Raw genomic sequence first — 26249 nt, forward strand, 5'->3', positions numbered from 1 at the left:
CGCGGGTCGCTCACCGTCTCCGCGCGGAGCCGTCCCTGCTGATCGAGTAGCCCTCGCAGAGGGCGTATCGAGATCCACCACCGTCAGAAGGACGAGTCTGCAGACCGCTCTGCTGAGGATGGGCGGGTCTCGATACGCCCCTGCGGGGCTACTCGACCAGCATGGGAGCCCTGCCCCCTCATCGGATCCCGAAGCCGTCCCCACCGTCTTCGCGCCACGCCGCCCCGGCGGCGGGAGTCACGTGCACGGTGACCGTGACGCGCACCTCCTCCTCCGGCACGTTCAGGAAGAGGGCAGCGACCTCGCGAGCGACGGCGTTCACCTCGCCGACCGTCCTGGCCTACCCGACCGAGTCGAGCTCCGGGATGGTCACGAGCCACCATCGCCCGTCCCGCTCGGCGGTCGCGGTGAAGTCGTACCTGGTCACGGTCATCCTCCTGGCGCAGTTCCCCGAGGCTCCGGATCTCGTGGCTGCTCGCGCCTCGGCCACGAGCACTCGAACCCGCGTGAGGGAACGACACGACGTCCCGATACTTCTCGGGCTTCGTCACGAAGACAGCAAAGTCCCCCTCGCGCCCGCAAGGAAAGGGGGCTGGCATACCGGCGCGCGATGCGGGGCCGCTCACGTTCTCGCGGGCACCTCGCCGCACCTCTCGGGGCCGGCCGGCCTCAGTGGCGCGCGGGGAGGGTGGCGAGGACGGCCAGGAGGGCGGCGAAGGCGGGGGTGCGCGGGTCGATCGGGGCGTAGTGGTCCGCGTCCGGGAGCTCGACGAGGCGCGCGGACGGGTGCGCTGCGGCGTACCGGCGCGCCTGCTCGATCGGGACCTCGTCGTCACGGTCGCCGTGCAGCAGCACCGTCGGCATCGGCGGGGCGGGGAGCTGCGCGGGGTCGAGGTCGTCCAGCCGGCCGTCCGGCCCGAGCATCTCCGCGACGGCGCCGTCGCCCAGGCGCTCGTCGGCGGCAGCGCGCAGGTCGAGCACTCCGGCCAGCGAGACGACGGCGTCGACGTGCGGGGACGGGTGCGCGGCCTGCGACCAGACGGCCAGGTGGCCGCCCGCGGAGTGGCCGAGCAGCACCGTGCGCGGGCGCTGCTCGGCGGGGACGAGCGACGGGAGCGCCGCGATCGCCGCGCGGACGTCGTCGACCGTGCCGGGCAGGCCGCCGCCCGGATCGCCGACCCGGCGGTACTCGATCAGCAGCGCCGACCAGCCCGCGTCAGCGAGTGCGGCGGCGAGCGGACGGGCGTGCGCGCGGTCCCAGCGCGCGCGCCAGAAGCCGCCGTGCACGATCAGCACGAGCCCGCGGCCCGCGCCCCGGTGCAGCTCGGCGATCTGCTCGGGCGCGTCCCCGTAGCGCAAGCACTCGTCCGGCTCGCGCGCGACGAGCTCGAGCACGTCGCTCACGCGCCGCCGTGAGCCTCTCGGGAGTCGTCGCGCGCCCCCTCCAGGAGCAGGTCGCGGACCGCCGTGACGACGATCTCGACCTCGGCGAACGACGTGGACAGCGGCGAGAGCCCGAGGCGGATCCCGCTCGGCGTCCGGAAGTCCGGGATGATCCCGCGCTCCCACAGCACCGGCACCATCGCGGCGAAGTCCGGGTGGTCGACGGTGATGTGACCGCCGCGGCGGGCGGGCTCGCGCGTGGTCGACAGCTCCACGCCGAGCGGGGCGAGGTGCTCGTCGAAGAGCTCGACGGCGAAGGCGGTCAGCGCGATCGACTTGGCGTGGATCGCGGGCAGTCCGGCCTCCTCGATCAGGTCGAGCATCGCCTGCATCGCCAGCATCCCGACGATCGGCGGCGTCCCGCTGAGGAAGCGGCGGATCCCGTCGGCGGGGTCGTACGACTCCCCCATCCGGAACGAGTCCTTCACGCCCATCCAGCCCTGGATCGGCTGCGCGGCGCCGGCGATCAGCTCGCGGCGCACGTAGAGGAAGGCGGGCGCGCCCGGCCCGCCGTTGAGGTACTTGTAGGTGCAGCCCGTCGCGAGGTCCACGCCCCAGGCGTCCAGCTCGATCGGCAGCACGCCGACCGAGTGGCAGACGTCCCAGAGCACCAGCGCGCCATGCTCGTGCACGATGCCGGTGATGGTCGGGACGTCGGCGGCGTAGCCGGAGCGGTAGGCGACCTGGCTCAGCACGACCACGGCCGTGTCGGGGCCGACGACCGCGCGGACGTCCTCGGGGGTCACTCCGCTGCCGGACTCGGTCTCGATCCAGCGGATCGTCGCGCCGGTCTCGGCGGCGATGCCCTCGACCACGAAGCGGTCGGTCGGGAAGTTGCCGCGGTCGATGACGATCTCGTGGCGATCGGGCCGCGCGCTCAGTCCGGTGCGGATCAGCTTGTAGAGCGAGACCGTGGTCGAGTCGCCGACGACGACCTGGCCGGGAGCGGCGCCGAGCACGGCCGAGCCGAGGCGGTCGCCGAGGGTCAGCGGCAGCTGGAACCAGCTGTCGTCCCAGCCGCGGATGAGGCGGTGGCCCCAGTCCTGCTCGACGAACGCGGCGTAGCGCTCGGTGAGGACCTTCAGCGGGCGGCCGAGCGAGTTGCCGTCGACGTAGGCGGGGAGGGCCGGGTCGTCCGCGCCGACGAAGCAGGAGCGGTAGCCGGCGAGCGGGTCGAGCCGGTCGAGCTCGGCCGCGGAGGAGCGGACGGTCTGGTCGAGGGCCACGGCGGCCCTCCTCTCGTGTGGGGTGCGGTGCGCTCGGGCGGGCGCGACGGTGCGGGATGCGCAGGGGGACCACCACAGTCGCACGAACCGCCCGCTCGGGACAGCACTCGCGCGAGGATGGGCGCGTGACCTCCTCCGCCGCACCCGTCGACCGCCCGCGCCTGCTCCCGAGTCTCGGCGTCGGAGCCGCCGCCGGGGTGCTCGGGCTGCTGCCGTGGCTGCTCACCGGACTGCGGCTGCCGCTGCAGAACCTGTGGGCGACCGACGTGGCGCCGGAGGAGATGCCGCTCGCGCTGCTGCCCTTCAGCCAGTACTCGCTGACGCTGATCGTCTCGGTGATCGTGACCGGGTCCGCGCTCGCCGGGCTCGCCGCGCGGCTCGGCCGTGGCCGCCTGGGTCCGCTCGGGGCCGCGCTCGGTGCCGTCGGCGTGCAGGCGATCGCCCTGGCGCAGTCGGCGCTGACCGTGGCGGCCGGGCTGCGGGAGGACCGCTGGTCAGGTCTCTACCTCGGCGCGATCACGGCCGGCACCGTGGGGGCGATCGCGGTCGGCGCGCTGATCCTGGTGCTGATCGCGCGGGCGCCGCGGCCGGGCGCGACGATCGCGATCGCGCTCGCGGCGGTGACCGCCGGCGGCTGGCTGACCGGTGTGGTCGCTCCGCTCAGCCGCGACGGGTCGGGCGCCGGCCTCGCGCTGCTGAACGCGGTGCAGTGGCTGCCGGGGATCCTCGCCGGCCTCGCCCTCGCCTGGTGCGGGGTCCTCTCCGCCGGCCGCGTGATCGCCTGGATCGTGAGCCTCGCCGTGCTCTGGGTCGGGCCGGTGCTGGTCACCGCCGTCTCCGCCGCCGCGGGCACGCGGGTGCTGGCCCGCTACCCGCTCGAGATGCTCGACTACGCCCAGGGCGTCTTCACCAGCGCGCTGATGCTGCCCGCCGTCTCGCTCCGCACCCCGGCGACGGCCCTCGTCGTCGCCGCCCTCGGCGTCGCGACCCTGCGCGCGCTGGTCGCCCGCCGCACCCCGTGACCCCCGCGAGATGCCACTTGTGCACGCGACACGCCGTGAAAGGCGGTCACAAGTGGCATCTCGCGGGAGGGGTCAGGACTCGAACCAGCCGCGGGGGTGGTGATCGGCCGTGAGCGGGGTGCGCTCGCGCCGGGGCCGCGCCCACTGCACCGCGTTCGCCAGCACCCGCTTGATGTCGGGGTGGTGGTAGACGGGGTAGTCCTGGTCGCCGGGCGAGAAGTAGAACACCTTGCCCAGCCCCCGGGTGTAGGTCACTCCGGAGCGGAAGACCTCGCCGCCGGAGAACGTCGAGAGGAAGACGGTCTCCTCCGGCACCGGGATGTCGAAGTACTCGCCGTACATCTCCTGCTCGGGGATGACGATCGGGCTGGGCACGCCCTCCGCGATCGGGTGCGTCGGCGCGATCGTCCAGACCAGCTCGCGGTCGTGGTCGTTCCGCCACTTGAGCGAGCAGGTCGTGCCCATCAGCGCCTGGAAGATCTTCGAGTAGTGCCCGGAGTGCAGGATCAGGATGCCCATCCCCTCCTGCACGTGCCGCAGCACCCGCTGCACGACCTCGTCCGACACCTCCGGGTGCGCGATGTGCGCCCACCAGAGCAGCACGTCCGTCTTGGCGAGCGCCTCCTCCGTCAGCCCGTGCTCGGGCTCGGGGAGGGTGGCCGTGCGCACCGAGACGGCGTCGCCGAGCGACTCGGACAGCCCGTCGGCGATCACGCGGTGGATGCCGTCGGGGTAGTGCCGCATCACGGTCTCGTCGCCGCGCGTCTCGTGGCGGAACTCGTTCCAGACCAGGACCTCGAGGGGAGCGCTCATGCGACCGCCACCTCCTTCTTCTCGGCGGCGGAGCGGTAGATCGCGTCGACCACCCGGCTGCGGTGCAGCGCGTAGTCGCCGTAGTGGCCGGCGTAGCGGGGTCCGCCGGCGGGGGCGTCGGCTCCCGAGGCGATCGCGGCCAGGAACTCCGCGATCACCGAGCGGTGGTGCCCGGCGGGCACCGGGACGTCCGGGCGGGAGGTGGTGGGGGCACCGGCGACCTCGGAGTAGAACGTGAGGGTCCCCTCCGTCGCGTAGTCGGCGACGTGCAGACGGGCGCCGCCGGCCGAGCCGAGCAGCTCGACCTCGATGTCCTCGTGCACCTTCGAGTAGCTCGCCCACGACGCGTCGAGCTGCAGGCTGCGGCCGTTGTCGAGGCGCAGCAGCGCGCTGGAGAAGTCCTCGACCTCGAACGCGTGGGTGCCGGTCGCGGCGACGCCGTGCGGGCGCCCGCCGCGGCCGGAGCGGCCGATCTCGCCGTACGCGACCGCGGAGACGCTGGTCACGCGCGGCTCGCCGAGCAGGTGCAGCGCGATGTCGAGGACGTGCGAGCCGAGGTCGATCAAGGGGCCGCCGCCGGCAAGCTCCTTGCTGGTGAACCAGGAGCCGATGCCCGGGATGCCGGTGCGCCGCTGCCAGCTCGCGCGGGCGTGGTAGATCTCGCCGAGCGGGGCGTCGTCGAGGTAGGTGCGCAGGTAGGCGACGTCGGCGCGGCGGCGGTGGTTGTAGGCGATCTCGAGCACACGGTCGTTCGCGCGGGCCGCGTCGACCATCTCGGCGGCGAGCTCTGCGGTGGTGGCGAGCGGCTTCTCGCAGAAGACGTGCTTGCCCGAGGCGAGGGCCGCGACGGCGATCGGGTGGTGCAGGTGGTTGGGGACGCCGATCGACACGACGTCGAGGTCGTCGCGGGCGACGAGCTCCTCCCAGTCGGCGTAGAGGTCGGGGACGCCGCGGGTGGCGCCGAGCTCGCGCAGGCGCTCCTCCTCCTGGCCGGCGAGGGCGACGACGCGCGCGCCGGGGAGGGCCTGGAAGGCGTCGAGGTGGGTGGTGCCGGCGAAGCCGAGGCCGACGACGCCGACGCGCAGCTCCCCCGGAGTCTCGGTGGTGCCTGTGTTCTCGGTCATGCGATCGAGCCTAGTCGAATTGATTCGAGTCCTCGATAAACGAGGTCACCACCGGTTCTCGGCCCTCTGCCGCTGGGCATCATGCATACGAATACTGTGAGTGCTTTACTTCCGGAATGGAGATCGAGATCGTCGTCGCCGTCCTGAGCCTTCTCGCGACGATCGCCTCGGTTGTGCCGATCTACATCGGCTACATGCGGAACAACCCCAAGCGACTCCTGCTGATCGCTGTTCAGCTCCACTCCCTCGAGAACGACAGATGGCGTCTCGACCTGACGCTCCGCAATCAAGGGAAGGCCGACATCCCTTCCGACTCCTTCGACGCGGGACGTCCGATCGAGGTGCTCATCGGCCGCGAGGCGCAGGGACTCGACTGGGCCGGCAACGGCAGCAGGTCGGACAACTGGAGCCTGACCGGGCGTCCGTCCGTCACGTTCTCCCCAGGTCTTCTCAAGAGAGATTCGGACGTCGCCGCTTCTGTGACGGTGACAGGTCGACCCGAGATCCGCATCGAGGCGCCGCTCCGGGACATTCCCGTCAAAGAACTGATCGGACCCGGCAGCGCTCCGGCGGTACTTCAGTCCAGTGCACCGGCGACCACTAGGCCACTCCCGCCGACGGCAGTCGCTCCATCCGTCCCGAGCGCTCCTGCTCCCGCGGATGCGGACTCGACCGCCAAGGCGAAGCCTGACTATCCGCCGCCCACCGCGGCTCCCTACGGCAGCCCGCCGGTCGGCGTCCCCGCGCCCCCGCCCCTTCCTCGTCCCAGGGACGATCGGGAGGAGGGGCACATCGCACTGCCGCCCTTGCGCGGCCAGCGACGCCGAGAACCCGTTCTCCGTGGCGGCTTCGGCATTTGGGCGGCTCTCGGCTGCGGCGTCATCGGGTTCATCCCCACCATCTGGGGCTCGCTCGCGTCATCCGACCCACGTCTCTCCTACTCACTCGTGACGGTCGGCGTGCTCTTGGGAAGTACAGGGTTCTTCGGGCTGCTCGGGACTTTGGTGATCAGACTCCTGCGCCGCTCCCTCGAGCCACCGACGAGCTGGCGAACCCCTGCGGAGCGTCTGCGACGACCCGGCACCCTCGCAGTACTCACGATCACCTACATCGGGCTGGTGTTCCTGGCGGCGGGGTTGGCCACGCAGGGTCCCGACTCGACCACCACTCACTGGGCTACCGGCGTGGGCTTCAGCCTTCTGTTCTTCGCAATTCCATTGAGCGGGAGCATCGGGCTCGTCCGCCTCATCAGAGCACTGGCACAACGACCGCGCACGTCGACCGGATACCCCCACCTGCCGGCGTGACCTCCTCCCGAGCCGCGGCGTCAACTCCTGCAGCAGCCGGACCGGAGCTCCTTGAAGGACAGAGGCGATGGCGACGCGCGTGCCGCACTGTGCCCGCTGCGCGGTGTGGCGAACATCTCGGTGACTGATCCGGCGATGCCACGCTGTGCAGGGTTCGAGCTCGATCACACAGTGGCAGGACCAGCCGTGATCGGCCCCTCAAGTGGGGCCGAGATTCGGCCGCGGTTCACGACTCGACACGCGATAGACGAACGGACGCATATCGGGGTCGCGACGACGAGCAGACCCCATCCCGAGTCCAGTCGGTGCACTCGGCGGCTGCGAATGGACGCGTCGTGGGGGCTGGACGAAGCACGGGCCCCGGTTGAGGTCCTGTGGCGGGGTCTCGATATGCGGCCCGGGGCCGCTGCTCGACCAGCATGGACCGGGCCGGTCGCCATCGAGGACGCCCGCGCTCCATGCTGGTCGATACGCCCGCTTCGCGGGCTACTCGATCAGCATGGAAGCGCGCGCTGCAGGCGCACCGCGATGTACTCGCGGCCCGGCAGGTCGATGCGGAAGCGACCCGAGTAGGTGCCCGGCAGCCGCTCGACCGTCATGGCCCAGGTGTCGAGCACGTCGACCGTGTACGACACGTCGGGCTCGAGCAGGAAGCGGCGGTAGGTCGGCCGGTCGAAGCCGAAGTAGTAGAGGTAGTACTCGCCCTCGACGCCGGCGCGCGGCACGTCCCAGTCGAGCGGGATCGGCTCGAGCCCGCGCTCCGGCCCCTCGGCCAGCACCGACTCCAGGAAGGCGATGCGCGCGGGACTCGTTCCCCGCAGCTCGCCGCCCTTCGCCCACCACAGCACGTCCTCCGGGTGCACGTAGGTCTCGCCGTGACCGACGTAGCCGCCGCGCAGCGCACCCTCCCAGAACCGGCGCACCAGCTCCTCACCGGTGATGTTGCCCCAGCCCTGATCGATGTCGCCCTCGTAGGCGCACTCGTCGATCACGACGGGCTTGCCCCAGCGCCGCCACTCCGTCGTCATCTCGGCCGTCTTGTAGACGTCCTGCCGCTGGATGCTGGCGTGGGTGATCCACGAGCGGGAGTAGTCGTAGAAGTCCCGGCAGTTGTGGATCGAGAGCAGGTGCCGCGAGGGGTCGTCCTCCCCCACGATGCGGGCGAAGCGCTCCCAGTCCTCCTCCGTCTTCTCGAACAGCAGGTCGTACTCGTTCGCGAGCGACCACCAGACGTTCGCGAACGACGCGAGCCGCGCCACCGCGTAGCGCACGTAGCGGTCGTCGGCGACGGCGTCCATCGTCGAGAAGCCCCAGCGGTCGTAGGCGTGGAAGAGGATCAGGTCGGCCTCGATGCCGAGCTCGCCGAGCTGCTCGATGCGCCGCTCGAGGTGCGCCCAGAACTCCGGATCGAACCGGCGGTGGTCGAAGCCCTCCTCCGCCGAGCCCTCGAACGGGTACAGCACCGGCTCGTTCTCGTTGAAGAGGTACGACTTCGGGAAGACGCACATCCGCATCTTGGTGAAGGGAGCCGTCGCGAGGGAGGCGAGCGTCCGCTCCTCGAGCTCGTCGCCCTGGTGCGTCCAGGCGTAGGAGGTCGTGCCCAGCGGGCGGTGCCGCGTGCCGTCGGCGTGCGCGAAGTGGAAGGTGTCGGCCACGCGCACGGGTCCGTGGCGGCCCGCCTCCGCGGCTCCGACCGAGACCGAGCCGGTGATGCCGTCCAGCGATCGGGCGGTGCTCGAGGTGGTCCAGGCGTGATCGCCCGTCGTCTCCGGCATCCAGCGCAGGCGGTACACGCCGTCGCCGTCGTAGAAGCCGGGCACGCGCACCGATCCGGCGGGTCCGTCGACGATCGCGGAGAGGGCCACGTCGACGAACGGGTTGCCGTGCGAGGGGCCGCGCAGCTCGATCTCGAAGCGCCCGTGGACGGAGGCGGTCGCCGGTGCGGACACGACGGCCGAGGCGAGCGCGACGTCCGCGCTCTCGTAGTCGGCGGAGGGTTCGACGAAGCGCTCCTGCTCGCGGACCGGGGCGGGCTCCTCGGTCGGGATCGCGGCGACCTCGGCGAGCAGCGCCTCGCGCTCGGCCGGGGCGAGCGACTCCTCGGTGTCCACGACGAGGCCGATCGGGTAGCCGTGCAGGGTGTGCAGGATCGAGGAGTGCACCAGCCCGGGCAGGTGGCGCTCGACGATCGCGTGGCCACGCGGGTCGCGGAGGACCTCGAACAGGCGCGTCTCGGGCGAGAACCGCTCGGCGGTGTCGGCGGTGTCGGTGGTGTGCGGCACGGTCAGCCCTTCACGGCGCCGGCGAAGGCGCCCTCGACGAAGTAGCGCTGGAACATCAGGTAGACGATCAGCACGGGGAACACGGACATGATGGTGAAGGCGTTCAGCGGCCCGTACGAGCTGGTGAACTGCGACTGGAAGCCCTGCAGGGCGAGCGGGATCGTCCACGAGTCCTGGCTCTGCAGCAGGGCGAGCGCGATGGAGTACTCGTTCCAGGTCGAGACGAAGTCGAGGATGAACAGCGCGGCGAGCGCCGGGCGCGCCAGCGGCAGGATGATCGTCAGGAACAGCCGCCAGTTGCCGGCGCCGTCGATGCGCGCGCTCTCGTCGATCTCCTCCGGGATCTGCCGGAAGAAGCCGTAGAGGATGAAGGTCTGGTACGGCAGGCCGAACGCGATGTACGGCAGGATGATGCCGACGTTGCTGCTCAGCAGCCCGAGCCCGTTGATCACCTGGAACAGCGGCGCGATCGCGACCTGGATCGGCACCATGGCGCCGAGCGCGATCACCCCCATCAGCAGGCGCTGCCGACGGAACCGCAGCCGCGCCAGCGCGAAGGCGGCGGCCGCCGAGATGAAGAGCCCGACCGGCACCTTGATCAGCGCGATGAGCAGGCTGTTGCCGCCCGCGGTGAGCAGGTTCCCGCGGTCGAGCGCCTCGACGTAGTTGCCGAAGTCGGGAGACCACGGCGGCACGAAGGCGGGCGTTCCGAAGATGTCCGTCTCGCTCTTCAGCGAGGTGAAGACCATGAAGACCAGCGGGATCGCCCAGATCAGGACGGCGAAGACCAGCGCGATCCACAGGGCGATGCGGATGTAGTCCCGCCCGCCGACCGGACGGCGCTGCCGCTTCGGCGGCTCGACCAGGCCCGGCGCGCTGGTCGGGATGCTCGTGACGGTCATGAGTTCTTCTCCTGACGTGCCGTCCACACCATGTACGGGACGACGATGACGAGGGTGATCACGAGCAGGACCGTGGCGATCGCGTTGCCCTGGCCGTACTCGTGGTTGTTGAAGGACTGCTGGAACGACCACAGCGCGAGCACCTGCGTCTGCTGTGCGGGGCCACCCCCGGTCATGCCGACGATCAGGTCGAACACCTTGATCGAGTTGATGATCGTGAGGACCACGACGATGACCGTGGTCGGCCGCAGGGCCGGGATCGTCACGTTGCGGAACACCTGCCAGGCGTTCGCGCCGTCGAGCCGGGCCGCCTCGACGTGGTCGGGCGACACGCTCTGCAGACCGGCGAGGAACAGCACCATGTTGGTGCCCGCGATCTGCCAGACGAAGGCGGCGAAGATCGAGTACAGCGCGAGGTTCTTGTCACCCAGCCACTGCACCTCCGCCAGCCAGGGCAGGTTCAGCAGCTCGGCGAGGTTCACGCCGACGCCGTAGTTGGGGTTGTACATCCAGCGCCACATGTTCGCGATGGCGATCGGAGCGAGCACGCCGGGGATGTAGAAGAGCGAGCGGAAGGCGTTCCGGCCGAACAGAGGCCGGTTGAGCGCCAGGGCCATCACCAGGCCGAGGCCGACCGGGATGAACAGCGAGAGCACCACCCAGATCAGGGTGTTCGAGAAGGCGGTCCAGAACACCGGGTCCTGGGTGAAGATGCGGACGTAGTTCTGCAGACCGACGAAGACCTGCGGCGCGCCCTGGAAGCCGGACCACTCGAAGAAGCTCAGCCGCACCGACTCGAGCGAGGGGCCGACCACGAAGACGAGGTAGGCGGCGAGCGCCGGCGCCAGGAACGGCAGAGCGGCGAGGAAGCCGGTGCCGCCGAAGCGGGCGAGGGCCCGGCGGCGCGGGCGCTTCGGGCGCGGCTGCTCCGGGGCGGCCCGCCGCGGACGGGCGGGGGTGGATGTCGTCATGTCGGACCTCTCGGACGTCTCGGACACGGGGATGCTCGGGCTCGGGCGGCTCGGGCGGGGGACACGGGGCGGAGGAGGCGCGGGACCCCCTCCGCCCGCGGCGGCTACTGCTGGTCGATGAACGTCTGGAACTCGCTGCCGGCGTCGGCCGGGTCGAGCTCGCCGGTCGCGACGAGGTTCTGGATGCGCCAGTACTCCGTGGTCTGCGACTGCGAGAGGTTCTGGTCGTTGTTCATGTAGACGCCGGTCGCCGCCTCGGCGATCGGGTTCCAGAGTGCGTCGAAGGCGCTCTGGTCCTCGGGGGTGACGTCGACGTTGACCGAGCGGCTGCCGAAGGTGGCGATGAACTTCGCCTGCGCCTCGGGCGAGGTCAGGTAGTCGAGGAACTTCGCGGCCTCGTCCGGGTGCTCGGAGTTCGCGGAGACGTAGTTGTTCTCGTTGAAGCCGTAGATGCGGTCGGTGCCCGTCGGGAAGGCGAAGATGCCCACCGAGTCCTCGGACATCCCGGCGTCGCGGATCTGCTGGTTGAACCAGTCGCCCTCGATCGCCATGGCGGCCTTGCCGCTGAAGAAGAGCGAGCTCGACTCGTCGTTGTTGATCGAGATGAAGCCGTCGTTGACGTAGTCCTTCGTCCAGGTCGCGAACTCGGTGAAGGTGTCGGTCACGCAGGACTCGTCGGCCCAGCTCGCCTCGCCGGTGACGAGGGCCTGGTAGCCGTCGGCGCCACACTCGGTCTCGAGCAGGCTGTCGAGCAGGCGCATCACGTGCCAGTTGACGGTGCCGCCGAACTCGAACGGGGTGATGCCCGCGTCGGCGAGCTTCCCGGCGTCCTCCACCAGCTCGTCGTAGGTCGTGGGGGCGGCGTCGATGCCGGCCTGCTCGAAGAGGTCCTTGTTGTAGAACACCGCCTCGGTGCGCTGGGTGTAGGGCACGCCGTCGTAGCCGCCGTACTGGGTGACGGTCGAGAGCGTGGTGTCGGAGAAGCGGTCCGCCCAGCCGTACTCGTCGTAGTACTCCTTCAGGTCCAGGCTCGCGCCGGCGTCGATGAACTCGCCGCCGAGGCCGGGGCCGGCCCAGGAGAAGAAGAGGTCGGGGGCGCCGCTGGTGCCGAGCGTGGTGCGCAGCGCGTCCTTGTGCGCGTCCACCGCCCGCTGCTCGACCTTGACCGAGATGTCGGGGTTCGCCTCCTCGAAGTCGCTGACGATCTCATTGATCGTCGCGTTGGCGGAGTCGGCCGACTCGGTGAGCTTGAACCAGGTGATCTCGGTCGTCCCGCCGGAGTCGCCGCCGCTCGCGGAGCAGCCGGCCAGGCCTGCGAGGAGGAGAGCGCCCGTGGCGAGGGCGGCGGATCGGGTCAGAGCACGGGATCGGGTCAGAGCACGCATCTTCGCGTCCTTTCGCTGCTCGACATCGCAGCAGCGCGACATCGACGTCGGATCCGCCGAACGGGGCCGGGACTGGAGCTCAAGCGGCGGTGGATGAGGGATACGTTATCGATAACACATTCGGCCGACAATGCGCGCAACCGGTTGATGGGTCACGATCGGGTAACGGGAATCGGGTCGGATTCCGCTCAGTAGAGTGGGCGGGTCGCCGTCAGGGAGGAGCCTCGATGACGAGCACCTCCCCCTCCCGCGCCCGGCCGAGCATGGCCGACGTCGGCCGGCACGCCGAGGTCTCCGCGCAGACCGTCTCCCGCTTCTTCACCGGCGGCTACGTCGCTCCGGCGACGCGCGTGCGCATCGAGGCGGCGATCGCCGAGCTCGGCTATCGGCACAACCGCGTCGCCCGCAATCTCCGAGTGCAGCGGACCGACACGGTCGGCTTCCTCGCGATGGGACCGCTCAACTACGGCCACTCCGAGCTGCTCACCGGCGTCAGCCGCGCGGCGCGCGCCGAGGGGCTCTCGCTGATCACGGCCCTGCTCGAGGTCGGGCCGGACGCTCCCGGCGCGCGCGACGAGATGCGGCACGCGGTCGACAAGCTGCTCTCGTTCCAGGTCGACGGGATCATCGTCGGCACGCCCTACGGCGGGCTCGACGAGCTGGTCGAGTACATCGCCGCGTCCGTCCCCGTCGTGACGCGGTCCGAGCGCGGCGGGCCCGCCGGCGACTCCACCTACGCCGACTCCTACGGCGCCGGCTTCCTCGGCACCCGGCACCTGCTCGAGCTCGGGCACCGGCGGATCCTGCACCTCGCGGGCCCCGGCGACCGCAACGAGGCCGTCGACCGCGAGCGCGGCTACCGGGCGGCGCTCGCGGAGGCGGGGGTCGCCCCGCTCCCGGTGCTGCGCTGCGCGGAGTGGGACGCGGAGTCGGGCGCCGCCCAGGGCCGGGCGGTGGATCCGGACTCGTTCACCGCGGTCTCGGCCGCGAACGACCAGATCGCGCTCGGCTTCCTCCGCGCGATGGCCGAGCGCGGGCGGACCGCGCCCGGCGACTACTCGATCGTCGGCGTCGACGACATGCCCGACTCCGCCTACTACTCGCCGCCCCTGACGACGATGCATCTCGACCACCAGCTGCTGGGCGAGAAGGCCCTGCAGATGCTGGCCGCGCGCATCCGCACCGGCGAGCGCCAGGAGCGCACGGCCGTGCAGGCGCGCCTGGTGCTGCGCGCCTCGACGGCGCCGCTGCGCTGACCGCTACCGGACGCGCAGGAGCCGAGCGCCGCGGACCTCGAGGTGCTCCAGCGCACCGCCGGGTGTGCGAGCGGTCACCTGCGCGATCGTCGCGACGCGCCTCGTCTCGAGGTTGTGCGCCCTGACCGTGGAGTACTGGACGAGGATCCGGGACTCGCCGACCGGGAGATCGACCGACCTGTCGGAGGCGCGCAGCCGCACTCCGTGCAGATCGACGCCACCCGTGTTGGTCAGCGTGACTGCCCATGCGACGGTCGTGCCGACCCTCGGCGTCCCCCCTGGCGCGAGGACGAGCGTGCCGGTGACCGTCGCCTTCAGCGCCGGGCGCTGGGCCGTCGGGGTCGGGCTCGTCGTGACGGTCGGAGTCGGAGTCACGGGCGGCGTCGGCGTCACAGTCGGAGTCGGCGTCACAGTCGGAGTCACGGGCGGCGTCGGCGTCACAGTCGGCGTCACAGTCGGAGTCGGCGTCACGGTCGGAGTCGGAGTCACGGGCGGCGTCGGAGTCACAGTCGGCGTCGGAGTCACAGTCGGAGTCGGCGTCACGGGCGGCGTCGGCGTCACGGTCGGAGTCGGCGCCACGGGCGGCGTCACCGGCGGTGTCGGCTGCGTCGGCGTCGTCCGGGACGGCGGAACCGGGAGCTCGTACAGGAACTGGGGAGACGCGTAGAAGGATCCCGCGGGCGTCGTGGCCTGGACCGAGCCGTAGTACGGGACGTAGCCCCTCTCGAGATCCGCGGGGGAGACCGTCACCTCCTCCTCCGTCTCGACGGCTGCGCCGACCGCCAGGTTCTCGTCGCCGCCCACCCCGATCAGTGGCACGTCCCCCGTGTTGACGGTGCGGAGGACGATCCTCACCGGCGTTCCGGCCACGACCTCCTCGCCGGGCTCCAGCACGAACCCGCCCCGGACGGAGACCGTCAGGCCCGGGTGCTCCGCGGCCTGAGCCGGAGTGAGGGGGCCCGCCGTCACGGTGCCGACCGTGACGGTGAAGTCCGGTGACCGGTAGGCGGTTCCCGCCGGCGTCTTCGCCGATATCGCGCCACTGGCCAGGATGTATCCGCGGTTTGCGACCTCGGCCTGCGTGAGACCTCGTTCGTCCACGATGTCGATCGACTCACCGATCGGGAGGGCGACCCTGTTCGGACCGACCTCCGTGAGCGGGACGTCGCCGGTGTTGGTCACGTGGTAGCTCACTCTGACGCGGGTGCCGACCTTCACGCTCTCGCCCACCTCCCGCAGGATCTCCCCCCGCGCCGTCACCGCCAGCTTCGGGTGCTCGGCGACCGCGGAGGGCGGCGCGCCCCGCCCCTCGGAAGCAGCGGACGGTGTCGACGGAGAGTCCGCGGCTCGGGCGGCGGTCACCGCGGAGCCGAGCAGCGCGACGGTCAGGAGGACGGAGGCGGCGGCAGCGGTCCGGGCGCGGTGACGGTCGGCGCGGAGGAAGCGGAGGCGGGGACGTGGCACGGTGGCTCCTCGGGGGTGCGGCTGGTCTCGGGGGTCGAGCCCGGACAGGGTCGCACTCGAGGAGCTCTCGGAGCCACGATCTGACGCCGAGGAGGCAGAACGGCGCGGACTGTGCAGTTCACCGCTCCCCGTGCGTCGCCGCGACGAGAGCCGGGCGGCGGGATCCTGCGATCCGCACCTCCCGGCCTCAGCTCTGCAGACGCTCCCGCGTGGACAGCCGCTCGAGCAGCTCCTGCAGGTCGCGGCGGACGACCGGGGTCTCGAGGAGGTCGCGGTCGGCGGCGTCGTAGGCGGCCGCGAACGCCTCGAGCTGGCGGTGCAGCTCGGCGCGGGCGGCGCCGCGGGCGACGGGCTCGAGCCGCTGCGCCAGGCGGATGCCGGCGCGGACGACGAGCGGCTGGTCCAGCGCGTAGGCGCGCAGGGCGAGGTAGACCTCGGCGAGGAGGTCCGCGGCGCTCGGCCAGGTGCAGAACAGGCGGGCGACGCCGTCGGAGTCGCGCAGGCGCGTGCGCGGGCCGTCGCCGTTGCAGAACTCGACCAGCGCGCCGGTCAGGGCGTCGAGCGCGCTGACGGCGGTGTAGGGATCGTTGGTGCCGGTCGCGAGGCCGCGGACGCCGATCTCGACGACCTGCTGCACGGCGTAGCGGAGGTCCTGGTGCGGGGTGCGCGCGTCGGCGATCACGACCGCGGCGAGCGCCGCCTCCGCGAGGTCGCCCGCTCCGTCGCCCGAGCCGTCGCCCCCTCCGGAGACCTCGAGCACCGGGTCGCCGGCCAGCACATGGTCGCCGGGCTGGGCGAGCATCCGCAGCACCGCGTCGTGGCGCGCGCCGAGCGCAACGAGGCGCTCGAGCTCCAGCTGCTCGATGTAGCCCGCGCGGGGCGCCGTCAGCACGACGCCGCCGGACGGGAACGGCTCCTCGCGCGCGTCCCGCTCCCCCTCCCCCGACAGCTCCGCGATGACGTCCTCGAGCTCGCCGAGCACGCGCTTCTGCAGGGTCGTCACCTGCACCGACAGCGCGATGTGGTGGATGAAGTAGACGAGCACCGCGACGTCGCCGACGGCCAGCAGCACCGCGAAGCCCACCGCGACGACCGGCACGAAGGCGAGGGTCGCGTCCTCCTCCGTGTGCACGGAGCGCAGGACGATCAGGGAGTAGAGGAACGTCGAGGTCAGCACGGCGAGGACGACCTGGTTGCCGCGGTCCGCCATGAAGTTGCGGACGAGCCGCGGACCGTAGGCGGAGGACGTGGTCGCGAGGACCGAGATCGTGATCGAGAACGAGGTCGCGGCGACCCCGAGCATCGTGCCGCCGATCGCCGAGAGGATCGCCCGGCCGCCGGTCGCGGAGAGGTCCTCGACGAGCGGGAGGTCCTGGATCCCCGCGCGCAGGAGCAGCCGGTCGACCTCGATCAGCCCGAACGCCAGGCCGATCGCGAGAACTCCGAAGAGGGTGGGCAGGAACCAGAACGATTCGCGGGCGTGCAGGAGCCGGGAGCGCATCCTCGAAGGCTAGGGCAGGGCGGCGGGGTCCCCTGCATGCTGATCGAGTAGCCCTCGGAGAGGGCGTATCGAGATCCACCGTTCTGCAGGACGTGGGTCTCGATACGCCCCTGCGGGGCTACTCGACCAGCATGGAACGCCCCTGCGGGGCTATTCGACCGGCATGCGAAGGCCTACGGGACGATGACCGCGCGGCCGCGCACGGAGTTGTCGTGCAGGTCCGCGTAGGCCCGGGGCGCGTCGTCGAGGGCGTAGCGCTGCACCTCGACGTCGATCCGGCCGGTCTTGGCCAGCTCGAAGACCTCGATCAGCTCGCTGCGCGTGCCCCAGTAGGGGATCCGCACGGCCGCGTCGTAGGCGATCGCGCCGAAGCCGATCGTGGCGGTCCCGCCGCCGATGCCGACGATGGTGACGTCCGACTCGACGGCCGCCGCCGCGACGGCGGTCGCGATGGTCGGGTTCGCGCCGACGAAGTCGAACACGGCGTTCGCACCCAGCCCGCCGGTGATCTCGCGGATCCTGTCGGCGGCCGAGGCGTCACTGATCAGCGTGACGTCCGCTCCGACGTGCTTCGCCAGCTCGAGCTTCTCCTCGCTCACGTCGAGGACGATCACCGTCGCGCCCGAGAGCGCCTTGAGGATCTGGATGCCGACGTGACCGAGCCCGCCCGAGCCGATGACGACGGCGTAGGTGCCGGCGCCGAGCTTCGGGAGGCTGCGCTTGATCGCGTGGTACGGAGTGAGGCCGGCGTCGGTGAGCGAGACGTTCTTCACCGGGTCGAGGTCGCCGATCGGGATGAGGTGGCGGACGTCGTCGACGATCATGTACTCCGCCATCGAGCCCTGGTTGCCGAGCCCGGGCGGGCGGATGCCCTCGGCCTCCGCGTTGGTGCAGTAGTTCTCGGCGCCGCGCGAGCAGTTGAGGCAGTGTCCGCAGCCCCACGGCCCGTACACGGCGACCGCCTCGCCGATCTGCAGGCCGGTCTCGACGCCGGGACCGAACTCCTCGATCACGCCGGCGCCCTCGTGGCCGAGGGTCAGCGGCAGCGGGTAGTGCTGGGCGAGGTAGTCCTCCTCGGGGAGGCTCATCACGTAGTCGTCGGAGTGGCAGACGCCCGCGGCGGTCACCTTCAGCAGGATCTCGCCCGGACCAGGCACGGGCTTCTCGATCTCGACGACCTCGGGGGCCTGTCCGACGGTGGTGTAGCGCAAGGCCTTCACCGTTCCTCCTTCGCCGGGCCGCGCTGCGCGCAGTCCGACATCTGTCTGCTATCGGGTGCACTCCAGTATCCGCCGCCCTCCCTCCACGCGTCCCGTCGGGCGGGGAGGGGTTGACCTCCCGCGGCGCGCGGCCGACGCCGGAGCGCCCCCGCAACAGCCCCGAAACGCGCGATCGCTAGGGTTCCCGGAGCAGCGCCGGCGGACGCCGGCCGGAACGCGGGAGAGCATGAAGAAGCGGATCGTCCTCGGGGTGTTCGAAGCGGGTACGCCGCACGTCGGCGGCACCATCAGCTGGTCGCACCCGCGCAGCCGCGACGGCGACTTCCGCGACATCGACTACTGGCAGCGCATGGCGCGGCTGCTCGACGAGGCCGGGTTCGACTTCCTCTTCTTCGCCGGCGGCTCCTTCGGCTACTCCTCGCGCCGCGGCGAGCTCTCCGACGTCCTCGTCGAGGCCGGCATGACCTTCGCGCTCGACGGCGCGTACCTGATCCCGGCGCTCGCGGTCGGCACCGAGCGCCTGAACTTCGTGGTCACCAGCACCACCGGAGCCGACCATCCGCTGCACGCGGTGCGCAAGTTCTCCACCCTCGACCACGTCACGCGCGGGCGGATCGGCTGGAACATCGTCACCGGCGCCTCGCAGAACACGATGGCCGCGATGCTCGGCCAGTCCGCGATGGTCCCGCACGACGAGCGCTACCGGGCCGCGCAGGAGTACGTCGACGTCGCCTTCTCGTTCTGGGAGGGCGGCAACGACGACGACGTCATCGTGCTCGACCACGAGCGCAACGTCTTCGCCGATCCGGAGCGGATCCGCCCGGTCGCCTACGAGGGCGAGTTCTACCGCTCGCACGGCTACCACACGCTGCCGCCGTCCCCGCAGCGCTCGCCCCTGCTGTTCCAGGCGGGGACCTCGCCGGTGGGGCGCGCCTTCGCGGCGAAGAACGCGGAGTGCGTGTTCGTGCAGGGGTCGACCTACGGCAAGGTCGCGGCCGACATCGCGGACCTGCGCCGCCGGGCCGCCGAGAACGGCCGCGACCCCGCGTCGCTGAAGGTCATGGTGGGAGTGACGATCGTCGTGGCGCCGACCTCGGCGGAGGCGGCGAGGCTGCGGGCCGAGTTCGACGCGCTGCAGACGGACGAGCTGGCCGCGCACTACTACGCCGGCAACACGGGCGTGGATCTGCTGGCCTACGACCTCGACCGCACGCTCGCCGAGCAGCTGGTGCTCGACGACCAGGCGGGGCAGATGGGCACGAGCAACATCGACCGCTTCCTCAGCCGGCCGGACGGCACGGCGCCGACCGTGCGGGAGATCCTCGACGAGCTGAAGGGCAAGGGCACCCGCGGCTTCGCGATCACCGGCGACCCGGTCGAGGTGGCGGACGAGCTCGAGCGGATGATGGAGGAGACCGACCTGGACGGGATCATGCTCGAGGCGGTCTTCGGCCTGGCCTCGATGCGCGACTTCGTCGAGCTGGTGCAGCCCGAGCTGCGCCGCCGCGGCCGCCTCGACCCCGAGCCGACCGGCGCCACCTTCCGCGAGCGGATGCTCGGCACCGGGCCGCACCTCGCGCCCGAGCACCACGCGGCGAGCTTCCGCCCGGAGTAGCGGCCGGCGCGGTGGGTCTCGATACGCCGCTGCGCGGCTGCTCGACCGGCATGGCGGGCGCGCCGCATGCTGATCGAGCAGCGCTCGCAGAGCGCGTATCGAGACTCCGCGTGTGGACCCGAGATGGGGTCCGCAGGAGGCCCAGAGCCCGCTTCGGGTCCACTCGCGTGAGTCCGCGCCCTCGAGTGGACGCATGCGGGGCGCTGCTCCGATGCCGGCGCCCGTCTCGGGTCCGTTCGCGTGGGTCTCGATACGCCGCTGCGCGGCTACTCGACCAGCAAGGTGGGCGCGGGCCGCCCAATGCTGATCGAGTAGCGCTCGCAGAGCGCGTATCGAGATCCCGCGTGCAGACCCGAGATGGGGTCCGCAGGAGGCCCAGAGCCCGCTTCGGGTCCACTCGCAGGAGCCCGCGCCCTCGAGTGGACGCATGCGGGGCGCTGCTCCGGTGCCGGCGCCCGTCTCGGGTCCGTTCGGGTGGGTCTCGATACGCCGCTGCGCGACTATTCGACCAGCATGGTCGGCGCGGGGCCGACCCCTGCTGATCGAGCAGCGCTCGCAGAGCGCTTATCGAGATCCGGGCGCGTCAGTCGACGCGGACCAGGGTGCGCTGCCAGCCGCTGGAGCCGTTGGGGGCGACGCCCGCGCGGTCCTCGATCTGGAGCATGCCGTTGGCGTCGGTGGCGCGGACGGCGACGTAGTGGGCGCCGGACTCGGCCTCCCAGTCGACGAACCACTGCACCCAGGTGTCGAGGTTGACCGGGGTCGAGAGCGTGGCCTCCTGCCAGTCGCCGTCGTCGATGCTGACCTCGACCTTGGCGATGCCGGTGGTCTGCGCCCACGCGACGCCGGCGATCTTCGTCGCGCCGGCGGGGATCGCGGCGTCGATGCGCGGGGTGTCGATGCGCGAGGACATCTTGATCGGCGCCTCGGCGTCGTAGCCGCGCGGGGTCCAGTACGCCTCGTCGGCGGCGAAGGTGGTGACCTTCAGCTCGGTCAGCCACTTCGTGGCCGACACGTAGCCGTAGAGGCCCGGGACGACCATCCGCACCGGGAAGCCGTGCTCGAAGGGCAGCGCCTCGCCGTTCATGCCGACCGCGAGGATCGCGTCGCGGTTCTCATCGGTGACCGCGGACAGCGGTGTGCTGGCGGTGTACCCGTCGACGCTCGTCGAGAGCAGCATGTCGGCGCCGCTCTGGACGCCGGCCTTCTTCAGCACGTCGCGCAGCGGCACGCCCAGCCACTTCGCGTTGCCGACGAGGTCGCCGCCGACCTGGTACGAGACGCAGGTCATGGTGATGCCGTACTCGTCCAGGCCCATGTCGAAGATGTCCTGCAGAGACATCGTGACCTCGCGGTCGACCATCCCGGAGATCTTCAGCGACCAGGTGGACGGGTCGATCGAGGGCACGGTGAGCGCGGTGTCTACGCGGTAGAAGTCGGCGTTGGGCGTGTAGAGCGGAGTGACGCCGTCGATCCCGAGGTCGGCACCGGCGGGCACCGTGACGGTGCTGCGGGGGCTCGGCAGGCGCAGCGCGTCGCGCACGCTGGCGAGCGAGGACGTGGCGGCGTTGACGGCGCGCGCTCCGGCGCCGATCACGGCGGCGCCCACGGCGGCGATGAGGGTGACGCGGAAGAAGCCGCGGCGCTCGATGCCGACCGGGCGGGCGGCGGGCGCCGCTCCGGTCCTCTCGGCTGCGGTGGCGGCGCGCCAGCGGCGCAGGCGCGAGACGGTGAGGTGCATCACGATCATCGCGACGACCAGGCCGACCAGGGTGGGCACGGCCGACAGCGCGGTGGCGCCGGTGCGGGTGACGATCGCGGCGATCGAGAGGCCGCCGGCGATCACGAGCAGGATCTGGCCCAGCGGCGGGCGGATCAGCTGCAGCACGCCGGCGAGGGCGGCGGCGACCAGCACGGCCACGCCGATTCCGGCGAGCAGGAAGATCTTGTCGTTCGCGCCGAACGCCTCGATCGCGAACTCCTTGAAGGGGCGCGGCACGATGTCCACGATGAACGCGCCGAGTGCGAGCACCGGGCTGGCGTTCTTGGCGACCACGAGCGCGACGAGCTCGGCGATCGCGAGCAGCACCCCCGCGACGACGATGCCGGCCACGGCCGCGAGTGCGGTGAACCGCAGCGTCGGCACGCGCCTGTTCTTCCCTGTCTTTTCCATGGGAGTCATGCTGACCCCTTGACCTGCCCATAAGCAGTGTGGTGCCGGTTTGGTCGCTTATGTAACGAATCCATAACGCCCGCGCCCCTCCCGCGCCCCTCCCCACGCCTCTCCCACACCCCTGATCGCCCGCCGCGAGATGCCATTTACGAGCGCGACACGCCGTGGAAAGCGTGCACAAGTGGCATCTCGCGGAGGGGGAAGGGACGGGTCAGCCGCAGGTGCGGGCGGAGTAGGGGGCCGCCTTCGTCGTCGTCACCGCCTTGCCGTCGATGGTGGCCGTCGCGGTGACGGTCGCGGTGCCGGCGGCGATCGAGACGGCGCGGGTGGTGTCGGCCTGCGTCGCGCTCTTCCCGGGCGCGATGCCCGGGTAGGACTTCGTGGCGTAGGGAGTCGCGATCGAGATCGCGGCCACGGCCTTCGAGTCGTTGCGCGCCGTCGTGGTCAGCACGACCTTGCCGGCCACGCAGCGCGTCGTCGCCGTGACCGTCAGGTCGAGCGCGGCGGCGGGAGCGGCCCGCACGATCGCGAGCCGGTAGGTCGCGATCGTCGTGTGGTCCTGCGCGGAGGAGGTGATCACGACGTTCGTGGTCCCCGACGCCGCGAGCGCCACCGTCCGGGCCGCGGTGTCGTCGATCAGGACGCCGTCGACCCGCACCAGCCCGCTGGGCGTCGCCGGGTCGAGGTCGAGCGCGACGCTCGTCGTCGAGGCCGGCACCGTCAGCGTCAGATCGCGCACCCCGGCGGCGAGCGCCGGCGAGAGCGTGCCCATCGAGGGGGTCAGCGTCGCGAGCTCCGCGTTCGTCGCGAAGCCGGTCGACTCGGTCGTGTAGACGCCGTAGACGCCGCCGACGTTGCTCGCCGTCCCGGTGCCCTGGAAGCGCACGGTCACCTTCGGCACCCGGTTCCCCTGCGCGTCGAGCACGTAGGCCCCGGCCTGGTTCCGCTTCCAGCTGTCCTTGGCGGCGATGCCGTCCAGCACCGCCTTCGGGATCTCGTCGTACTGCACGTACCAGCTCGTCGCGCCGGCGGCCCCCGAGATCACCTCGGTCTTGAGCTTGACATCGTTCAGGTAGATGTCGAACGTCCGCCCCGCGTCGCCCGCGTAGTAGCGGACGCCGAGGTAGTTCCTCGGCAGCGACGGGTCGACGATCATGTCGTACTGGAAGAACGCGTCCGCCGCGCGCTCGCCGTCACGGTAGCCCTCGCCGCGCCAGGTCCCGACTCCGGACTTGTTGAACCGGTAGTTCTTGTCGGCCTCCGAGTTGTTGTTGTCGAACGAGGTCAGCGAGTCGATCGTCGTCTCGTCCACCCGCAGCTGCTGCTTCTGCTTGAGGATCAGCGCCTGCGCCTCCGCGGAGTCCGGGGCGATCAGCGTCATGTAGGTCGCGTAGCGCGCGTTGTAGAGGCTGTAGTACGGCTGGAAGATCCGCGCCTCGGACGTCGCGTCGACGTTCGTCATGCCGAAGCGCATCGTCGTCGTCCCGTTGCCGTTCGCGCCGTTGGGCAGGCGGAGCAGGTTCTGCTTCACCGACGCGGTCCACTGCGCCGCGTTCGCGACGACCACGTTCGAGTTGACCGTCTTGTCGGCGACGCTCATCTGCACGAGCACGCCGGCCGGGTAGGAGGCGCCGACGTTGCTCCGGTTCAGCTCGGTCGCGAGCAGGACCGGTCCGTAGGTGAAGGCCGTCCAGTTCGCGTTCTCGGTGTTCGCCACCGCGGCGACCGCGGCGGGAAGCGTCCAGGTGAGGGTGTCGCCGGCCGCCACCGGGACGACGGCGTAGCCGGCCTCGGTGAGCGCGGCGACGTCGCGGACGGCGCCGTTCACGGTGAGCGTCGGCGCTCCGTCGACCCAGGACGGGATGCGCAGGCGCAGCGTGGTGCCCTCGGCGACCGCTCCCGCTCCGAGCGCGGCGATCGTGAAGGTCGCGGTGTCGGTGTTCGGGATGTCGGCGGTCTGGGTGACCTTCAGGTTGCTGCCGCCGGAGCTCAGCACCGACGAGCGGAACTGGTTCACGTAGACCGTCTTCGGGCCCTCGAAGTAGATCGAGTCGCCGAGCTTGGTGAAGCTCTCGACGCCGGTGCCGTGGTCGCACCAGAACTCGTCGTGCTCCTTGCCGAAGACCTTCGCGTAGCCCGCGGTCTGCGGCTGGAAGTAGGTGACCATGCCCGTCTCCGGGTTCTGCACCGAGAGCACGCCGTTGATGAAGGCGTTCTCGTAGAAGTCGGCGTACTTCACCTCCTTCGTCACCTGGAACAGCGCCCGGGTGAGCTTGAGCATGTTGTAGATGTTGCAGCCCTCGGAGGTGGAGTTCTCCCCGTAGCCGGTGGTCTGGCCGTTCGTCGCGTACTCGTAGAGCGTGTCCGCGCCGTGGAAGTGCTCGGACTGGCTGTTGCCGCCGTTCGCGTAGGTGTGGCTCTCGTCGACGATCCGCCAGAAGTTCTCGGCGGCCCGGCGGTACATGTCGAGGTCCGCCTTCTCGGTGGCGGTGAGCGTCGCGTAGAGCGCCGGGTCGTCCGTGAAGAGGGTGTAGCGCTTGAGCGCGCCGATCAGCTTCGGGATGGTCGTGTTGGCGTGCAGGCCGTTGAGGACGTCCTCGCCGTTCGCGAGCGCGCGGAACAGGGCCGTCTCGTCGAAGTACTCGGCCGCGCGCTTGTGCGCCGGCTTCTGCGTGGTCTCGTAGAGGCGGTAGAGCGCCTCGTTCATCCCGCCGTACTCGGTGTTGAGCAGCTGACCGGGGTTCGCCTGCCGGCCCGCCCAGGCCGTGATCCAGCTGCCGAAGCCGTCCGCGACGACGAGCGCCTTCGACGACACGGCGCTCGGCGCGTACTGGTGCGCGTCGAGCAGGCCCGCGAGCACCTTGTGCAGGTTGTAGAACGGCACGAGCAGGCCGTCGGCGCCGGAGGGCAGGTAGCTCACCGGGAACGGCGAGACGTAGCCGGCGTTCGCCGGGTCCTTGAGGGCGTAGGCGTCCTGGACCTTCTTCAGGCCGTCGACGGAGGCGGTCAGCTTCGCGAGCAGCGCGGCCTTCGTGGCCGGGTCCTGCTCGGTCGCGTACGCCTGCGAGAGGCCGGAGAGGTAGTGGCCGAAGAAGTGGCCCTGGAACCGGGTGCCGCTCTCGCGCTCCCAGCCGCCGTAGCCGCCGGCCGTGGTCGGCGCGAGACCGGCCTGCGTGTAGAAGGAGTGCAGGAACATCTCGGGGTCGAGGCTGAGCAGATACTCGACCGTCTGCTGCTCGCCGTTGGCGAGATAGGGGTCCTGCACGGTGACGTCCGGCAATCCGGCCTCCTGGAGGTAGCTCGAGCTCTTCACCCCCTGCGGCTGCACCTGGACGGTGAAGGTCCGCGTGACAGGGGTGCTCCCACCGTAGGTCGAGGAGCCGGTCAGGGTGACCGTCGTGGCGGCGCCAGTGGGCGGGGTGACCGCGGCGGTGCCGCCGGAGATCGCGATCGCCGCGTCGTTCGAGGAGGTCCAGGCGATGTCGGAGCCCTTCGCGCCGCGGACGGGCACCGAGAAGCCGGTGCTCGTGCTCGCGGGGAGGGTGACGGCGTCGAGGTCGGCCTTCGCGACGGCGGCGGGATCGAAGGAGGCGTTGTGCGCCTTCGTCAGGGCGACGACGTCGGTGGTCGTGGCGACCTTCCCGTAGAGGACGTAGTCGTCGAGGAGTCCGCGCAGGTGCGCGCCGTTGTACTGGGGGCCGTTGAAGCCGATGGTCTTGATCGAGGTGCTCTCGGAGCCGAGGACGCCGGTGGCCGCTCCGGTCGCCTCGTACTTGGTGACGGTGGGCTGCTTCACGCCGTTGCGGTAGAAGGCGACCTGCTTGGTGACCCGCTCGTAGGTGGCGACGACATGGGTCCACTCGTTCGCCGGGAAGAAGCCCGCGCGCGCGGTGTCGATCGCGACCTTGTAGGGCTGCCCGGTCGAGGGGCCGATCGAGAGCGCGAGCGGGGTCGCGTCGCTCTCGGAGGTGAGGTACCAGCCGTCGGAGTTGTAGGCCGTCTTGCTCCAGGTGAAGACCTGCTCGCCGGTCATCGCGGCGGTGGGCCGGTACCAGAACGAGACGGTGAGGTCGGCGGGCTGGAGGCGGGCGTCGGTGCCGAGCGACACGGCGTTGGAGCCGGTGAACTCGAAGGCCTGCCCGGCGAGGCCGGTGCCGTACGCGGCGGTGCCCTTCTGCATCCCGACCGCGTTCCCGCGGCCGCTGGTGTCGCTGATGCTGCCGTCGAAGGGCAGCTCGAGCACCTTCGCGCCGTCGAGGGAGGTGGCCGGGGCGGCCTGCGCGGTCGGGCCGACCGCGAGCAGTCCCGCCGTCAGCGCCATCACCGCCGCCGCCGCGATCGGGATCCGTCGTCTGGTCGTCATTCGTGGAGCCTCTCGTCGTTGAGATCGGTACTGGGCGTGATGTTACCGTGAACACTTTGCTTTCGGTGAGGTTTCGGTACGCGGCCTGAGCGGGCTCGCAGGTGCTGAGCCGCCATCGATCCCGCCCGCCGCCATCGTCCGCAGCGGGCGCCACGGATGGTGCTCGCGGGGCCTCGCGGGGG

The 26249-nt window shown here is 71.2% G+C and carries 18 protein-coding genes; 4 read left to right on the forward strand and 14 right to left on the reverse strand.

Annotated features, from left to right (window positions below; translation table 11 throughout):
* Nucleotides 1-178 precede the first annotated feature (178 nt).
* The 3 genes from HQQ82_RS12070 to HQQ82_RS12085 all read right to left on the reverse strand — a co-directional run bounded on the left by HQQ82_RS12070 (nt 179) and on the right by HQQ82_RS12085 (nt 2669).
* Complete coding sequence (locus tag HQQ82_RS12070; RefSeq protein WP_173233470.1) at nt 179-322, reverse strand: hypothetical protein; 144 nt, start codon at nt 320-322, stop codon at nt 179-181.
* Between the two features lie 347 nt (nt 323-669).
* Nucleotides 670-1404, reverse strand: coding sequence for an alpha/beta hydrolase (locus tag HQQ82_RS12080; RefSeq protein WP_173233471.1), 735 nt, complete (start codon nt 1402-1404; stop codon nt 670-672).
* Entirely contained in the window at nt 1401-2669 is a 1269-nt protein-coding gene (locus HQQ82_RS12085) for an aminotransferase class V-fold PLP-dependent enzyme (RefSeq protein ID WP_173233473.1), read from the reverse strand. The genes HQQ82_RS12080 and HQQ82_RS12085 overlap by 4 nt, the downstream gene beginning before the upstream one ends.
* Before the next feature lie 125 nt (nt 2670-2794).
* Here HQQ82_RS12085 and HQQ82_RS12090 point away from each other — a divergent pair, with 125 nt between their 5' ends.
* Complete coding sequence (locus HQQ82_RS12090) at nt 2795-3691, forward strand: hypothetical protein (protein ID WP_173233475.1); 897 nt, start codon at nt 2795-2797, stop codon at nt 3689-3691.
* A 72-nt stretch (nt 3692-3763) separates the two neighbouring features.
* Here the strand turns inward: HQQ82_RS12090 and HQQ82_RS12095 are convergent, their stop codons facing one another.
* Entirely contained in the window at nt 3764-4504 is a 741-nt protein-coding gene (locus tag HQQ82_RS12095; RefSeq protein ID WP_173233477.1) for a ThuA domain-containing protein, read from the reverse strand.
* Complete coding sequence (locus HQQ82_RS12100; RefSeq protein WP_173233478.1) at nt 4501-5628, reverse strand: Gfo/Idh/MocA family protein; 1128 nt, start codon at nt 5626-5628, stop codon at nt 4501-4503. Before HQQ82_RS12100 ends, HQQ82_RS12095 begins: the two co-directional genes overlap by 4 nt.
* Before the next feature lie 116 nt (nt 5629-5744).
* Here HQQ82_RS12100 and HQQ82_RS12105 point away from each other — a divergent pair, with 116 nt between their 5' ends.
* Nucleotides 5745-6935, forward strand: coding sequence for a hypothetical protein (locus tag HQQ82_RS12105; RefSeq protein WP_173233480.1), 1191 nt, complete (start codon nt 5745-5747; stop codon nt 6933-6935).
* A gap of 494 nt (nt 6936-7429) precedes the next feature.
* Here HQQ82_RS12105 and HQQ82_RS12110 read toward each other — a convergent pair whose 3' ends face one another.
* From HQQ82_RS12110 to HQQ82_RS12125, 4 genes are all read right to left on the reverse strand, one after another.
* Nucleotides 7430-9217, reverse strand: coding sequence for a DUF5605 domain-containing protein (locus tag HQQ82_RS12110; protein WP_367947922.1), 1788 nt, complete (start codon nt 9215-9217; stop codon nt 7430-7432).
* Nucleotides 9218-9219: 2 nt separating this feature from the next.
* Entirely contained in the window at nt 9220-10119 is a 900-nt protein-coding gene (locus tag HQQ82_RS12115; protein ID WP_173233482.1) for a carbohydrate ABC transporter permease, read from the reverse strand.
* Nucleotides 10116-11090: a carbohydrate ABC transporter permease gene (locus HQQ82_RS12120; protein WP_173233484.1), complete on the reverse strand. Its 975-nt coding sequence runs from the start codon at nt 11088-11090 to the stop codon at nt 10116-10118. Before HQQ82_RS12120 ends, HQQ82_RS12115 begins: the two co-directional genes overlap by 4 nt.
* Before the next feature lie 104 nt (nt 11091-11194).
* Entirely contained in the window at nt 11195-12475 is a 1281-nt protein-coding gene (locus HQQ82_RS12125; RefSeq protein ID WP_173233492.1) for an ABC transporter substrate-binding protein, read from the reverse strand.
* A gap of 227 nt (nt 12476-12702) precedes the next feature.
* Here HQQ82_RS12125 and HQQ82_RS12130 point away from each other — a divergent pair, with 227 nt between their 5' ends.
* A complete protein-coding gene (locus HQQ82_RS12130) occupies nt 12703-13731 on the forward strand; it encodes a LacI family DNA-binding transcriptional regulator (RefSeq protein ID WP_173233495.1) in 1029 nt (342 codons plus the stop codon).
* A gap of 3 nt (nt 13732-13734) precedes the next feature.
* On the opposite strand, the gene HQQ82_RS19565 is transcribed toward HQQ82_RS12130, so the two are convergent.
* From HQQ82_RS19565 to HQQ82_RS12145, 3 genes are all read right to left on the reverse strand, one after another.
* Nucleotides 13735-15195, reverse strand: a complete 1461-nt coding sequence (locus HQQ82_RS19565) for a hypothetical protein (protein WP_216848536.1) — start codon at nt 15193-15195, stop codon at nt 13735-13737.
* Between the two features lie 187 nt (nt 15196-15382).
* Nucleotides 15383-16696: a DUF2254 domain-containing protein gene (locus HQQ82_RS12140; RefSeq protein ID WP_173233497.1), complete on the reverse strand. Its 1314-nt coding sequence runs from the start codon at nt 16694-16696 to the stop codon at nt 15383-15385.
* A 173-nt stretch (nt 16697-16869) separates the two neighbouring features.
* Nucleotides 16870-17916: an NAD(P)-dependent alcohol dehydrogenase gene (locus HQQ82_RS12145; RefSeq protein WP_173233499.1), complete on the reverse strand. Its 1047-nt coding sequence runs from the start codon at nt 17914-17916 to the stop codon at nt 16870-16872.
* Nucleotides 17917-18142: 226 nt separating this feature from the next.
* Here HQQ82_RS12145 and HQQ82_RS12150 point away from each other — a divergent pair, with 226 nt between their 5' ends.
* On the forward strand, nt 18143-19531 hold the full coding sequence (locus HQQ82_RS12150) for an NtaA/DmoA family FMN-dependent monooxygenase (RefSeq protein WP_173233501.1): 1389 nt from the start codon (nt 18143-18145) through the stop codon (nt 19529-19531).
* A 583-nt stretch (nt 19532-20114) separates the two neighbouring features.
* Here HQQ82_RS12150 and HQQ82_RS12155 read toward each other — a convergent pair.
* Nucleotides 20115-21704, reverse strand: a complete 1590-nt coding sequence (locus HQQ82_RS12155) for a molybdopterin-dependent oxidoreductase (protein ID WP_173233503.1) — start codon at nt 21702-21704, stop codon at nt 20115-20117.
* Between the two features lie 211 nt (nt 21705-21915).
* Complete coding sequence (locus HQQ82_RS12160) at nt 21916-26067, reverse strand: beta-L-arabinofuranosidase domain-containing protein (RefSeq protein ID WP_173233505.1); 4152 nt, start codon at nt 26065-26067, stop codon at nt 21916-21918.
* Nucleotides 26068-26249: the final 182 nt, after the last annotated feature.

The sequence above is a fragment of the Rathayibacter sp. VKM Ac-2856 genome (assembly GCF_013205055.1).
GTDB lineage: Bacteria > Actinomycetota > Actinomycetes > Actinomycetales > Microbacteriaceae > Rathayibacter.

What these genes read in the sequence shown, in the direction of transcription:
- HQQ82_RS12130 (WP_173233495.1), top strand. Translation starts at nt 12,703, where the DNA reads ATGACGAGCACCTCCCCCTCCCGCGCCCGGCCGAGCATGGCCGACGTC.
- HQQ82_RS12115 (WP_173233482.1), bottom strand. Translation starts at nt 10,119, where the DNA reads ATGACCGTCACGAGCATCCCGACCAGCGCGCCGGGCCTGGTCGAGCCG.
- HQQ82_RS12155 (WP_173233503.1), bottom strand. Translation starts at nt 21,704, where the DNA reads ATGGAAAAGACAGGGAAGAACAGGCGCGTGCCGACGCTGCGGTTCACC.
- HQQ82_RS12140 (WP_173233497.1), bottom strand. Translation starts at nt 16,696, where the DNA reads ATGCGCTCCCGGCTCCTGCACGCCCGCGAATCGTTCTGGTTCCTGCCC.
- HQQ82_RS12120 (WP_173233484.1), bottom strand. Translation starts at nt 11,090, where the DNA reads ATGACGACATCCACCCCCGCCCGTCCGCGGCGGGCCGCCCCGGAGCAG.
- HQQ82_RS12150 (WP_173233501.1), top strand. Translation starts at nt 18,143, where the DNA reads ATGAAGAAGCGGATCGTCCTCGGGGTGTTCGAAGCGGGTACGCCGCAC.
- HQQ82_RS12100 (WP_173233478.1), bottom strand. Translation starts at nt 5,628, where the DNA reads ATGACCGAGAACACAGGCACCACCGAGACTCCGGGGGAGCTGCGCGTC.
- HQQ82_RS12125 (WP_173233492.1), bottom strand. Translation starts at nt 12,475, where the DNA reads ATGCGTGCTCTGACCCGATCCCGTGCTCTGACCCGATCCGCCGCCCTC.
- HQQ82_RS12095 (WP_173233477.1), bottom strand. Translation starts at nt 4,504, where the DNA reads ATGAGCGCTCCCCTCGAGGTCCTGGTCTGGAACGAGTTCCGCCACGAG.
- HQQ82_RS12160 (WP_173233505.1), bottom strand. Translation starts at nt 26,067, where the DNA reads ATGACGACCAGACGACGGATCCCGATCGCGGCGGCGGCGGTGATGGCG.
- HQQ82_RS12105 (WP_173233480.1), top strand. Translation starts at nt 5,745, where the DNA reads ATGGAGATCGAGATCGTCGTCGCCGTCCTGAGCCTTCTCGCGACGATC.